The sequence below is a fragment of the Paenibacillus sp. CB74 genome (assembly GCF_055687625.1).
The window spans coordinates 4,746,316-4,758,787 of the sequence record NZ_CM146009.1 but is presented as its reverse complement, the minus strand read 5'-3'; the positions used below and the strand labels follow the sequence as shown (position 1 = coordinate 4,758,787).

General features: G+C 46.8%; 12 protein-coding genes. 6 read left to right on the top strand and 6 right to left on the bottom strand.

Translation table 11 applies throughout. From position 1 onward, the window contains the following. Nucleotides 1–18: 18 nt before the first annotated feature. Both ACX9NY_RS20965 and ACX9NY_RS20960 read right to left on the bottom strand, forming a co-directional pair. The gene (locus tag ACX9NY_RS20965; RefSeq protein ID WP_472474838.1) at nt 19–195 is read right to left on the bottom strand and encodes a hypothetical protein; all 177 of its coding nucleotides are present in this window, start codon (nt 193–195) and stop codon (nt 19–21) included. An 11-nt stretch (nt 196–206) separates the two neighbouring features. Next, nucleotides 207–1,106 (bottom strand): SDR family oxidoreductase, encoded by a 900-nt coding sequence (locus tag ACX9NY_RS20960; RefSeq protein WP_339239316.1) that lies wholly within the window; start codon nt 1,104–1,106, stop codon nt 207–209. A 155-nt stretch (nt 1,107–1,261) separates the two neighbouring features. Between ACX9NY_RS20960 and fosB the strand changes: the two genes are divergently transcribed. Together fosB and ACX9NY_RS20950 are read left to right on the top strand one after the other, a co-directional pair. Continuing rightward, complete coding sequence (fosB, locus tag ACX9NY_RS20955) at nt 1,262–1,681, top strand: metallothiol transferase FosB (protein ID WP_124117873.1); 420 nt, start codon at nt 1,262–1,264, stop codon at nt 1,679–1,681. Nucleotides 1,682–1,822: 141 nt separating this feature from the next. Next, the gene (locus ACX9NY_RS20950) at nt 1,823–3,634 is read left to right on the top strand and encodes a S9 family peptidase (RefSeq protein WP_472474836.1); all 1,812 of its coding nucleotides are present in this window, start codon (nt 1,823–1,825) and stop codon (nt 3,632–3,634) included. A 162-nt stretch (nt 3,635–3,796) separates the two neighbouring features. Here ACX9NY_RS20950 and ACX9NY_RS20945 read toward each other — a convergent pair whose 3' ends face one another. The 4 genes from ACX9NY_RS20945 to ACX9NY_RS20930 form a co-directional block, all read right to left on the bottom strand. Then, nucleotides 3,797–4,831, bottom strand: a complete 1,035-nt coding sequence (locus ACX9NY_RS20945; protein ID WP_339239318.1) for a phosphotransferase family protein — start codon at nt 4,829–4,831, stop codon at nt 3,797–3,799. A gap of 21 nt (nt 4,832–4,852) precedes the next feature. Beyond that, nucleotides 4,853–5,827 (bottom strand): SMI1/KNR4 family protein, encoded by a 975-nt coding sequence (locus ACX9NY_RS20940; protein ID WP_339239320.1) that lies wholly within the window; start codon nt 5,825–5,827, stop codon nt 4,853–4,855. 165 nt (nt 5,828–5,992) lie between these two features. Next, nucleotides 5,993–7,024 carry a ribonucleotide-diphosphate reductase subunit beta gene (locus ACX9NY_RS20935; protein ID WP_105601435.1) on the bottom strand — a complete coding sequence of 344 codons (1,032 nt, stop codon included), beginning with the start codon at nt 7,022–7,024 and terminating at the stop codon, nt 5,993–5,995. A gap of 376 nt (nt 7,025–7,400) precedes the next feature. Continuing rightward, nucleotides 7,401–9,734, bottom strand: a complete 2,334-nt coding sequence (locus ACX9NY_RS20930) for a ribonucleoside-diphosphate reductase subunit alpha (protein ID WP_339239321.1) — start codon at nt 9,732–9,734, stop codon at nt 7,401–7,403. 773 nt (nt 9,735–10,507) lie between these two features. Here ACX9NY_RS20930 and ACX9NY_RS20925 point away from each other — a divergent pair. The 4 genes from ACX9NY_RS20925 (at nt 10,508) to ACX9NY_RS20910 (ending at nt 12,096) form a co-directional block, all read left to right on the top strand. After that, a complete protein-coding gene (locus ACX9NY_RS20925) occupies nt 10,508–10,834 on the top strand; it encodes an MTH1187 family thiamine-binding protein (RefSeq protein WP_017690882.1) in 327 nt (108 codons plus the stop codon). A gap of 430 nt (nt 10,835–11,264) precedes the next feature. Continuing rightward, nucleotides 11,265–11,369, top strand: coding sequence for a hypothetical protein (locus ACX9NY_RS20920; protein ID WP_017690880.1), 105 nt, complete (start codon nt 11,265–11,267; stop codon nt 11,367–11,369). 43 nt (nt 11,370–11,412) lie between these two features. Then, nucleotides 11,413–11,520: a hypothetical protein gene (locus ACX9NY_RS20915; protein WP_017690879.1), complete on the top strand. Its 108-nt coding sequence runs from the start codon at nt 11,413–11,415 to the stop codon at nt 11,518–11,520. Between the two features lie 264 nt (nt 11,521–11,784). Beyond that, nucleotides 11,785–12,096: a hypothetical protein gene (locus tag ACX9NY_RS20910; protein ID WP_017690878.1), complete on the top strand. Its 312-nt coding sequence runs from the start codon at nt 11,785–11,787 to the stop codon at nt 12,094–12,096. The last annotated feature ends 376 nt before the right edge of the window (nt 12,097–12,472 follow it).

Genomic DNA, 12,472 nt, shown 5'->3' with positions numbered 1-12,472 from the left:
AGATGTCAGGTTCCGGCATCACCGGATCATACTCCTAACCCTCTTCGCAACCGGACAACCGATATCCTGCCACACCTGCCAAATCCAACCTGACATCAGCAGCACATATTCAAAAATACGGTCCATCCCGATCTGGCTAATCATCTGTACGTTTCTACCAAGTGGAGTGACATCGGTTAACGATATCACCCACATTCCACACTAGCCTATGTCGTCACCATATCGCCGCCATTGACATGAATACATTCACCTGTGACGTAGGATGAATCACGGGAGGCGAGATAGACGTAAGCTGCCGCCAGTTCATATGGCTGACCAGCCCGACCCATAGGTGTCTCCGTTCCAAATACCTGCACATCCTCCGCGGAGAAGCTGGCAGGAATAAGAGGTGTCCAGATGGGACCAGGTGCAACAGAATTCACGCGGATTCCCTGTGCTGCAAGGGATTGGGAAAGTACACGAGTGAGCGACACAACAGCTCCTTTGGTGGAGGAATAATCGATCAACTGGACGTTACCTTTGTATGCTGTAATGGAAGCCGTATTAATGATGGAGGCACCTCTGCACAGATGGGGGAGAGCGGCCTGGATCAGAAAGAAATAAGCGAACACGTTCGTCTGAAAGGTATGGTATAGCTGCTCTTCCGTAATATCGACAATGCTTGGTTGCACATATTGCACGCCATGGTTGTTGACCAGAATATCGATCTTTCCATAGGTCTCCATCGTTGTGCGAATGACAGCCTCACAGTTTTTCTTTAGGCGGAGATCGATCTCGATTAATAGGCAGCGCTGTCCCAGCTCTTCGATCCGTTCACGAGTCCTTTCCGCATCTGTCCGTTCATATAGATAAGCGATGACGATATCCGCACCTTCCTTGGCAAAAGCGATGGCTGCTGCCCGGCCAATTCCGCTATCACCACCCGTAATAATGGCAACTTTGCCTTCGAGTTTGCAGCTGCCGATATAAGCAGGATCTTCACTAATTGGTTCAGGTACCATCAGGGTTTCCAGACCGGGTTGCTGGTCCTGATGCTGGGGTGGAAATGCCAGCTTTTGCTCTTTGCAGACCGTTTTCTCACCATAAAAAGGATAGACAGGATTCATTCGCTTTACATCCTCCTCGAACGTTCATTGATACGGATAACCTATGCATTCGCCCAGAAGGATGTGCGAGAGGAGCAGGCACAGCGGTTGTTTTTTGCGCAAAATATACCATAATAAGGATAGATCCTTAAATCGATGGAGGTGTCAGGAGCCACATGAATATTCAAGGAATTAATCATTTGTGCTTTTCCGTATCCAATCTGGAACGGTCCATTACCTTTTATGAGCAGGCTCTCGGTGCCCGAATTCAAGTGAAAGGACGCAAACTGGCTTATTTCGAGTTGGCCGGTCTGTGGATCGCCCTGAATCAGGAGGATGTTATTCGCAATTATACGGAACGAACCTATACTCATATTGCTTTTACTGTTAAAGAAGAAGAGTTCGACGAATCTGTGCAGCAACTTCGAGCAGCCGGGGCGGACATTCTACCTGGAAGGCCAAGAGATCCGCGGGATGCTGCTTCTGTATATTTTACCGATCCGGATGGACATCTGTTCGAATTGCATACAGGCACGATGAAGCAAAGGTTGGATTATTACCGTGAAGATAAGGCTCATATGACCTTTTATCCATGATTTCCATGTGAAAATAAAGAAAATTCGAGATTGTAACTCACATATCTATTGTCTAAACATTGGCATTACCTATAATATGGACAAATGGTACCTTAATTTACCAATGTTAAATTCATTGGTTCAATTCCAAGGAGGTTTGTCATGATTCAGTTCCCTAAACCGGATGTTGAGCAATATTTTCAGACGTACCGCATTTCGCATTTTGCCGTATCGGCAGACGAGAAACGTTTGTTCATGGACAGCAATCTGAACGGTCAGCCGAATATTTGGGCAATGGATTTGCCTGGAGGGTATCCGTATCCTTTAACGTACTTGAATCAGAGCAGTCAATTTATCAAAGCAGACCCGCAAGGACGGCATCTTCTTACCGCGTTTGATCGGGATGGAGATGAGAACTATCATCTGTATGCACTTCCACCCGAGGGTGGGGTTCCATTGCCTGTGGTTCCGGCGGAACCGAATGATCGCTGTTATTTCTCAGAGTTGTCCGAGGATGGACAACGTCTCTATTATGTCACCAGCGCGGGTAATCCGAACTATCTGAATTCACGGCGCATCGATCTGGAGACAGGTGAAGACGAACTGTTATACAGTGGAGAAGAGGTTACGAGCAGCCTGGTTGCCGTAAGTCCTGACGAGAAGAGTTATGTCATTCTCAAAATGTACTCGAATACGTATCAGACGGCGCATCTGTATCGTAACGATGAAGAAATGGTAATTTTGCCATCCTCAGAACGTCATAGTCAGGTATCCGATCTGATTTTTGCAGATGACAATCGCCTTCTGTTCATTACCAATGATGACTCCACATATGCCTATGTGGCTGAGTACCGTATCGATACCCGCGAATTCCGTTCATTGTGCAAAATCGAAGGGGAAGATGTGGAGTTTATCCGCTGGCATCAGGCTTCCGAGACCTTATATTTCTGGACACTTACAGGGCCGGAGAATCGTATGTACGTATTAGGCAAAAATGCCGATGAGCCTCGGCGCGTAGATATGCCGCTGGATACGATAGAGCAGGTGAACGTGACGAAGGCTGGCAATGTGTATATCCTCGGACGTGGAGCAATCCAGCCGCATAACATTTATCGCAAAATGGCAGGTGCTGATTCATGGGAGTCGCTGACGGCCAATCGGGTAACTGGACTTGACCCAAGTGATCTCGTGTACCCTGACGTTATTCGTTATAAATCCTATGACGGACTGGAGATTGAAGCTCTCTTGTTCAAAGCAAAGCCAGAGCAGGCCAATGGATACACTGTATTTTGGCCTCATGGTGGGCCGCAAGCCTCCGAAGCGAAGTTTTTTCGGCCGATGTTCCAGATGATGCTCGCGCAGGGCTATCATATCTTTGCACCGAATTTCCGGGGCAGTACCGGATATGGTGCGGAGTTCGTCAAATTAGTTGAACGAGATTGGGGCGAAGGGCCAAGACTGGACTGTGTTGCCGGGATCAACTGGCTGTTTGATCAGGGAATTACCTCGCCAGAGCGGTTGTTTGTGGTAGGTGGAAGTTATGGGGGATACATGACCCTGTTATTGGCAGGACGCCATCCGGAGCTGTTCCGGGCTGCGGTTGATATTTTTGGGCCAAGTAACCTGTTCACATTCCTGGAATCCGTACCGGAAGACTGGAAGCCGATGATGGATAACTGGCTGGGTGATCCTGTCCGTGACCGCGAACGTTTAACGAAGGATTCACCGATTACGTATCTCGATCAGATGGTTAACCCAATGCTGGTCATTCAGGGGGCCAATGATCCAAGGGTCGTGAAGGCCGAGTCCGATCAGATCGTGGCTGCGCTCCAGTCGAAGGGACTTGATGTGGAATACATCGTTCTGGACGATGAGGGCCATGGCTTCTCCAGAAAGGCAAACGAGATTCTCGTGTATCGCCGGATGCTGGAGTTTTTGCAGAAACATCAGGAGTCACCCGTCGCACAGGCTTAAGTTGAAGATTCCATCATTGACTGAGATATAGTGAGATGACCAAAACCGCCAGAGATCATTATTGATCTTTGGCGGTTCTATCCGTGCGTCCAGATGTTGGTCGACATATATGATACATACGTTAGTTTGGAAGGCCGCTATCCTTGAGCGACCTGTCCAAATCTACTCATCCAGCAATGCAAGAATTGAATCGATGGACTGCTCCGCCCACTTTGCAAAAGGCAGGTCGGCTGCCCACGTCACTTGTCCTGTCGCTTTGGCTTCCCCCCACCACAAGATACGTTGATAGAGCAGATGCATACTGAGACGTGTGCGGAAGTGTTCGCATTTCTCCTCATCTGCTGCACAGACTAGATCCCGGTAGCAGCGAAGGAATTGTGCGGCCAGCTCTGGTTGCCCCTCACGAACATACCTGGTGGATATTTTGGTTAGGTCAGCTGTGCCGTCTCCGAAATAGGCCGTTGTAAAATCAAACAGACCACTAATCTGCCAACCTGAACGCTCGTCCACATGTTGAATCAGAATATTCTCGACCTTGAAGTCTCCCATGACAAAACTCGGAACAGCTTTGGAACGAAATGCCGGTTCAGCATTTTTGAATTGCTCGTCCACCCACTGAACATCGTCATCCGTAATCACCGAGTATTGCTCCGCATCATGTAACCAGTGGCGAATGGTTCCGTACAACCAGTCCAGATAATCGCCTGCAAAGGAAACAATCTGCTGCGCTACAGGATCATATTCCCCGGCGTCAGGCACCTTCCAGCGGTGCAGCTCAGCCAAAGTATGGGCAAGCATACAGGCGATCTCTTCCTGATCCTGCTGTGACAGTGAAGCCTGGAATGCTGGATCATACAGGTGATTTCCGGGCAGGCGCGGCATGATGGCATAACTCCAGCCTAGAAGTTCGGTATCTTCCTGTAATAAATAGGGGTCAGGGACAGGAATGGACGTATGTTTCGCCAGTTGTTCTACAAAGAACTTTTCTTCCTGTAACTGTCCTGCATATAAAGGATTGCCTTTCAGAATATACTCTCCACGGGAAGTTCGAATGAGCAAGGTCTGCCCCATAACCCCTTTATCCGTTCGTTGATAGTCTTCAAGGGTTCCCAGTTCAAGTTCATTCAGCGCGTCCTGCAATGAAATGGCAGCCACTTCGCCAAGTTGATTGGAAGCAAAATAGATACGGGTTGTCATATGGCCGGACCCTCCTGAAGTTTAGTCCTCATTCTCTTCGTCAGACAGGTCATACCAATCCTCATCGACCAATCCACGGATGAAAGCTTCAAAATTCGGCGCAAGATATGTAATCTCATAATCATGTTCCTGATCCACATGAACGACACAGGGTTCGCCTTCAGGACCACAGAAGCGATAATCCAACATAACGACATCATGGCCAGCGGATGGACAATCACAGATCACAATCCCCAGGTCAGGGTATCCCCAATCTTCGATCATGAACCGACTCCCAAACTCTCCTCCAAGGGAATACATCTTGTCCCGGCCGATCCCCAAAATACTTGAAATCTCAATATGGTCCACAGCCCAGGAGGTTGCCTCTTCGGTTGGGAACACCGTTCGTGTAGGGATTCCACCATTTTGGGTATGCATAAGCTGAATATAGGAGGCAGGGAGCTTGTAACCAAATTCATGTTCAAGCGATACAATCATGTCTTCGTCAAAGGGGGCCGACACATGGTTATCCCGTGCATAATCACTCTGCTTCCAGAATGTCACTGGGTCGTACGTTCCTGAAGCAGCACGAAGATGGTTCAACGTGCCACGCTGCTCCCATGCTGTAACGTGTTCTTCATGGCGTTGTCGATCCCGTCGCATCTTCTCGGTAAAAGGTCGAATCTGACTTAGAAATTCAAGGGTTGATTCATCATGTGGCTGAAGTTCGTTAGCTCTCTCAAACGCCAATAGTGCTTGTTCATAGTCGGCGATATAACAGTACGCGTACCCTAAGCGATATTGCCAGAGCGGATCGTTTACCCCTTGTTCCGCGACAGACATTAGTTGTTGAATGGCTTCGCGGTAACGTGCGTCATTGTTATAGGCTCTGGCGAGTTGACCAATCAGATCATAATCCCGTTCTGAGACGGGGATACGCTCGATACGTTCAATAATGAGACTGAATTGGTCCTGCTCATGCCACAAGTTGATTTGTTCCAGCAGTTCTCTTTCCATGAATAGGCCTCATTTCGTTGGGAGGGATGTGAGTCTTTTACAAACTATCTTACAGGGTTAAGAGGCAAAAAAACACTCCCGCATGCAGATAGCCATGAAGGCATTCTATCAAAGGGAGTGCTTTAATGTGTGCTTATTTATATCGGGATACTTGATCAGAAGATTTTACAAATCGTCAAATCCGTTATCGTCACCAACTTTACCGTAGTTACGGGATTTGGCTTCGAAGAAGTCGGTTTTGGTTGCATTCAGTGCTTCATCGGAGAATGGTTTGATCCAAGGCATGCAGTTTACATCCACACCTTCATATGCTTTTTCCATACCCATCAGACGCAGACGTTTGTTGGCGATGTACTTGATGTAATCTTCCAGCTCGTTCAGGTCAATGCCGCGTACGTTGCTGAGCGTGTAATGTGCCCAGTTGGTTTCGAGCTCAACCGCACGATTAATGGTTGTGTATACATATTCCATGTTTTCAGGTGTGTTCAGTTCAGGGAAGTCCACCAGCAACTGTTTGTACACTTCAGCAAAGAAGTAACAGTGTTGATTTTCATCTCGCTGGATATAGGAAATCATCTGGCTGGTTGCCATCATTTTCTGGTCACGGGCCAGGTTGTAGAAGAAGGCAAATGTACTATAGAAGAAGATTCCTTCGAGTACCAGATCGGCCACCATGGCTTGGAAGAACGTCTGTGGAGACGGCTCGTCCCGGAAGTTCTGATAGATATCAGCGATGAAACGGTTGCGGTCGAGCAGCACCGGATCATGTTTCCAGTATTCAAAAATTTCCTTTTGCTCCCGATCAGATACGATGGAAGAGAGGACGTAGGAATACGATTGGTTATGAACAACTTCCTGCTGTCCAATAATGGCCGAGATCGCTTCGAGTGAAGAATCGGTAAAGTAACGTTTTACGTCACCCACAAACATCGTCTGCATGGAATCAAGTACCGCGAGCAGGGAGATGTTGATTTTGAATGTACGTTGTTCTTCCTCATCCAGTTGAGCAAACTGGGAAGCATCTTTGGACATGGGAATCTCGTCTGCAATCCAGTGGTTGAGCAGCAGTACTTTGTACAATTTGTACATATGTGGCATGCGAATGTCGTTCCAGTTCAGGATACCGGAGCATTCACCTTCAATAATACGGGTGGATTGGTTAGGGGCTTCGGTGTTAAAAATTTTCTGTACTTGCATCGTCCGTTCACTCCTTGAATGAATTTACACTGCATAACTACGATGACAGAACAACCTTCCGATCACTGTTATCCCCTGATTTTATTGATTCCCTCTTTTAAAGGGAAAATCCGGTGATAAAGGCGAGGTGTGTGCTTCCGAAGTAGCTTTCTTTCAGAAAGCTTTTAGCTCCGCTTCTTCAGCTTTGTTCTGTCCTCTTCGTTATCGTGTAATCATTAATTCTTTTATATATAATGTGGCATCTATATCAACATCTTGCGATGCTGTGATCGTGTTTTAGGCAAAAAAGAACCAGGGCAACGCCATTTTGCAATCAAAACAGGATGCCCTGGTGGTCATCGTGAATCTAGTCAATCTGCTCCATCAAGGATAAAACTTAGCTTGCGCAAGAATCGCATTCTTCAATGGTTAATGCCCGGCTACGAACGTAATACGTAGATTTCATGCCGGCTCTCCAGGCGTGCAAGTGCAGTTCCAGGAATTCCGTTGCTTTGATATCCGGACGAACATACAGGTTGAAGCTCTGTCCCTGATCGACGTGGCGTTGACGAGCAGCAGCCATATTAATGGAAGCATGTTGATCGACCATGAATGCTGTTTTGTAGTACCAGATCGTTTTTTCGGACAGATCAGGTGCCGGATTGGCAATCTTGTATGTCGTTTTCTCTTCATAGGACAACAGTTCGTAAAGTGGATCAATGCTGGCTGTTGAACCTGCAATGATGGACGTTGAACCATTTGGTGCAATGGCGAACATCCAAGCGTTACGGACACCGTTTTGCTGAACCTGTGCTTGCAGTTCTTTCCATTGTTCTGTTGTAACGAATTCGCCCACGCGCTCACCAGTTGTGTATTCCCGTTGGTCGAAGTATTTGCCTGTTTGCCAATCGGAACCTTGGAATTTCGGATAATGTCCTTTTTCCTTTGAAAGTTCCATGCTGGCTTTCACAAGCAGATAGTTAATTTTTTCATAGAGATTATCGTTATATGTGACAGCTTCTTCCGATTCCCAACGAATGCCTTCAAGAGCAAGCAGATGATGAAGTCCGAAGGTTCCCAGACCAACCGCACGGTATTGACTGTTGGTGTATTGGGCTTGCAGCACTTCAATGTTGTTGATATCGATAACGTTGTCCAGCATACGAACCTGAATCGGTACCAGACGTTCCAATACATCATGAGGTACAGCACGTGCCAAGTGAATCGAGTTCAGGTTGCAGACTACGAAATCGCCAGGTACTTTGGAAATCACGATGCGGGTTTGTCCATCCTTGGTAACGAGCTCTTCCTTTTCAACTACAGTCGCAGATTGGTTCTGCATGATTTCGGTACAAAGGTTGGAAGAGTATACCATGCCGTGTGCACTGTTCGGGTTCGAACGGTTAACGGTATCCCGGTAGAACATGTACGGCGTACCTGTTTCCAGTTGGGATTTCATCACACGTTTCATGATATCAATCGCCTGAACCGTGATACGGGACAACAGCGGGTGGTTGACCGCTTCCTCATATTTCTCACGGAACGCGCCTGCGCCTACAGTTTCATCATAGAAATCTTCCAGTCCGAGTGCACGACCGTTCTCATCTTTCCAGCCCATCACTTTTTTCGTTTCGTGCGGGCAGAACAGACTCCACTCACCGCGGCTGGCTACTCGCTCCATGAACAGGTCAGGCAGACAGATGCCGTGGAATACGTCATGTGCACGCATCCGTTCGTCACCGTTGTTCAGCTTCAGATCAAGGAAGGCCAGAATGTCTTTGTGGAAGACGTCCAGATATACGGCAATGGCACCTTTACGTGTACCAAGCTGGTCTACGCTGACCGCTGTATTATTCAGTTGGCGAATCCAAGGGATTACACCGGAACTTGTGTTTTTGTGTCCACGGATATCCGATCCACGAGCTCTGACTTTACCAAGGTAAACGCCGATGCCGCCGCCCATTTTGCTCAGACGGGCTACATCTGTATTGGAATCGAAGATACCTTCAAGTGAGTCGTCCACAGTATCAATGAAGCAGCTAGAGAGCTGTCCAGCCACTTTTTTGCCCGCATTGGACATCGTAGGTGTAGCTGCTGTCATATACATGTTGCTCATCGCCCAGTAAGCTTCCTTGACGAGTTCCATACGTTTCTCAGCAGGCTCCTGATGCATCAGGTACATCGCAATAACCATATAACGCTCTTGAGGCAACTCCATTACTTTTCCGTCAAAATCGTGAGCAAGGTAACGTTCTGCCAGTGTGAGCAAGCCGATATAATCGAAGAGCAGATCGTTGCGATAGTCAATGCACTCCGCAAGTTCATCAATCTGTTCTTTGGTGTAACATTCCAGCAATTCTTCACGGTAGATGCCTTTTTTCACGAGGTCTACAAGAAGAGGATGGAATGCCCCATAAGGCTCGTCCGGGTAAGACTTGTATCTGCGGTTGGTAGCCGCTTTTTTGTACAGGGAAGTGAGCAGGGAGCGTGCCGCTGCAAATTTCCAGTTAGGCTCCTCTTTAGTTACCAGTTCCAGTGCGCTCATCATAAAAGCGTTGCTGATCTCGTCTCCGGTAACTTCATCACGGCGGAGCTTGCTGTTTACCCCGCGTACCAGACGTTCCTTGTCGAGCATGTCCAGTCCTTCCAGGATACGGTCGGCATATACCGAGATACGCATATCATCAAAGGCAAGCTGGCGGTTGTTCGGCTTGGTCACAACTTGTGGCATGAATATTCCTCGCTTTCGCATGTTTAAGAGATAAATTGGAGAAATTCTTTATATAAAGAATTGAGTGTCTTTCTTACGGTGAGAAAAAGAAATAGGGTTACGTTTTGCGGACTGAAACGGCGGCGACAAATCATGTCTTAGATCGCTCAACTTGAGCGCACAAAGCAGCACAATGCAGAACATGCTCATATAAAAAGCATTCTCCCGCCTCGCGGCTGAAAATGCCCATGGATGCTCTGGCTTCCTTGCTGTCTCGAAGGTTCAAGTATCGACAGAGAAGGGTGCTTATGTAAGCTTTTGTCTATATGCAGATGTGCCTGTAGTTTGAGGATACCGGATGCAGTCCAAACAGCCCCGTTAACCTCCATGTCAACTCTGTTTCGAGAAAGCGATTTACACCTACAGGGACGTGCCTTTGGAGGTGATTTCATCCTGTTTTTCGCGAGAATGCAGAAGGTGACTATTAGAAGCGGAGAAATCTAGCGTTACTACATTTTGTAGCTGTCAACATACTGTAACCCAACATATTGTGTTTGTAAAGTGGGCAGAACCAGTAAAACGTAATTCCGAGTATACCATTTAAGCGAGGAATCCGCAAAGGAAAAGGACTGGAAGATTTGAAGATTTATCAAAAAAAATTTTTGAACATTTTGAATGACGTGTTCACGTCAGTTTGAATTGTAACGCATTCAACTGGTAGAATAAAAGTAGTCAAGTTTCGACTAAAATAAGCGGCAGCGGTTGTTCACGGGGCCCAGAGGAGGCGGAGCAAAATGGCAATAGCAGAAGTGACTGTCATTCCAATCGGAACGGGTACAACGAGTCTAAGCAGTTATGTGGCGGACATGCAAAAGGTATTGGAACATCAGCGGGGCATTACATATCAGTTGACTTCCATGAGCACCATTATTGAGGGACCGCTTAATGAGATCTTTACAGCAATTGCGGCTCTGCATGAAGCACCGTTTCTGTCAGGTGCCCAGCGTGTGTCCACATCCGTCAAAATTGACGACCGTCGTGACAAACCGGATGCCTCAAGTATACAGAAGTTACAATCGGTACAGGATAAACTGACGTCACTTCAGGCAAGACCCAATTAATTCCTAATATATATGGTTGGTTGTTAGTTATGTAAATACGCCACATCCTTTAATCGAATGTCCAAAAGACCAGTCTCTTCAAGAGCTGGCCTTTTTGTATGCTCATTTAACAGTTTAATCGGCAACTACCAATGAAGCTCCAATCAAAGTGGCGTTGATGTACCCACCGCTAATTCGTATGAAATCTTCATCGTAATTCGTAACATTTTTATTCAAATGTTTGGTGTACATACATACGGTTGATATACCCGTGAGATTTATTTATGACTTAAACGTGTTTGAACATAACTGACAGACCTTGAGAACTAATCCTGTATGTATGTTCAGAGAATAATCTGTGAAAAGAACAGCCCATTTTCGACCTGAGCCCGGTCCCATGTGTGATTGGTGCATATAGTGAACTGTACCTCAAATCAAAGGAGGGGTTTACATGAGTGGAGTAGTAGGTGGATACGGCGGCGCATGGACATCGACTGGCGCGATCTTGGTTCTCTTTATCTTGTTGGTCATTATTTCTAAAGCATTCCTGATCTAATAACCGGCTTGGACCCTAATATATTCGTAAAGGAGGGTTCTGCATGAGCAATGTAGTTGAAGGCGTAGGCTATGGCGGCTGGACATCAACCGGAGCAATCCTGGTTCTGTTCATTCTTCTCGTAATCATTACTAAATCATTCTGGGTATAATATGGCGAGCTCTGCCGGGCGACCGGTGGGGTTTTTTTCTAGAGGACAAGCATGGTGGAGAGCCAGGGAGAGGAGATAGCTTATGGTGAACGGAAGAATTGAATGCGATTACGAGTGTGCAAGGACGGATTATTCTTTCTAAAAAAGAGATGGTTACTTAACGGCTAAACGCCCATTTTGTCGGAAGTAGGGCGATAGCCCGGTCCAGAGGTAGGCTGAATACATAGCTTAGGGGTGTAGGCAAATGTTAAGGAGGAATGAACAATGAGCGAAGTAAAACCGAATTCACCGAACGGACAGGGGCATGTATACGGACATATGGGAGGTTATGAGCATATGCAAGGATACCAATACACAGGTCATGAAATGCATGGGTATGGATATGGTTGTGGAACAATGCCAATGGGATATGGCTATGGATACGGACACCATGCCAATCAGGCTCCAATGATGCACGGTTATCAACAGGGTTGCGGCGTATCCTATGGGCATGGCGGCGGAAGCTGGGGTTCCATGGGTACGATCCTTGTACTGTTCATCCTGCTGGTTATTATCTCCAAAACGATGTTCATCTAATTGTTGCGAATGCAAAGAGCCTTTCGCTGATCGTGGATCATTACGATAGGGGCTGACTCATCAACTCTAAATAAACACTGTGTTCCATGTTGGGGCATAACGTACCCATGTTTCAGAGCGGGACAGCGTAGGATCTCATCCTGCGGTGTCCCTTTTTTACTTTGTGAATCGTTCTTTAACGAACTCCACAGGCTCTATTCCATGAATTTCTGACGTTTCAAAAGTTTAACGAATTGTAGACGTCTTATGGGCTGAATTTGGGCACATTTGGAGCCTATACTCGTGAAGTGACATGGATTAACGTTGCTGAGATTTGTTAGATTTTACATACCGTAGAAATTCTCAATATAAGGTGTGCAGGATTCGTTAGCGTCTG

What these genes read in the sequence shown, in the direction of transcription:
- ACX9NY_RS20925 (WP_017690882.1), top strand. Translation starts at nt 10,508, where the DNA reads ATGGCAATAGCAGAAGTGACTGTCATTCCAATCGGAACGGGTACAACG.
- ACX9NY_RS20945 (WP_339239318.1), bottom strand. Translation starts at nt 4,831, where the DNA reads ATGACAACCCGTATCTATTTTGCTTCCAATCAACTTGGCGAAGTGGCT.
- ACX9NY_RS20950 (WP_472474836.1), top strand. Translation starts at nt 1,823, where the DNA reads ATGATTCAGTTCCCTAAACCGGATGTTGAGCAATATTTTCAGACGTAC.
- ACX9NY_RS20920 (WP_017690880.1), top strand. Translation starts at nt 11,265, where the DNA reads ATGAGTGGAGTAGTAGGTGGATACGGCGGCGCATGGACATCGACTGGC.
- ACX9NY_RS20965 (WP_472474838.1), bottom strand. Translation starts at nt 195, where the DNA reads ATGTGGGTGATATCGTTAACCGATGTCACTCCACTTGGTAGAAACGTA.
- ACX9NY_RS20930 (WP_339239321.1), bottom strand. Translation starts at nt 9,734, where the DNA reads ATGCCACAAGTTGTGACCAAGCCGAACAACCGCCAGCTTGCCTTTGAT.
- ACX9NY_RS20915 (WP_017690879.1), top strand. Translation starts at nt 11,413, where the DNA reads ATGAGCAATGTAGTTGAAGGCGTAGGCTATGGCGGCTGGACATCAACC.
- ACX9NY_RS20940 (WP_339239320.1), bottom strand. Translation starts at nt 5,827, where the DNA reads ATGGAAAGAGAACTGCTGGAACAAATCAACTTGTGGCATGAGCAGGAC.
- ACX9NY_RS20910 (WP_017690878.1), top strand. Translation starts at nt 11,785, where the DNA reads ATGAGCGAAGTAAAACCGAATTCACCGAACGGACAGGGGCATGTATAC.
- ACX9NY_RS20935 (WP_105601435.1), bottom strand. Translation starts at nt 7,024, where the DNA reads ATGCAAGTACAGAAAATTTTTAACACCGAAGCCCCTAACCAATCCACC.
- ACX9NY_RS20960 (WP_339239316.1), bottom strand. Translation starts at nt 1,106, where the DNA reads ATGAATCCTGTCTATCCTTTTTATGGTGAGAAAACGGTCTGCAAAGAG.
- fosB (WP_124117873.1), top strand. Translation starts at nt 1,262, where the DNA reads ATGAATATTCAAGGAATTAATCATTTGTGCTTTTCCGTATCCAATCTG.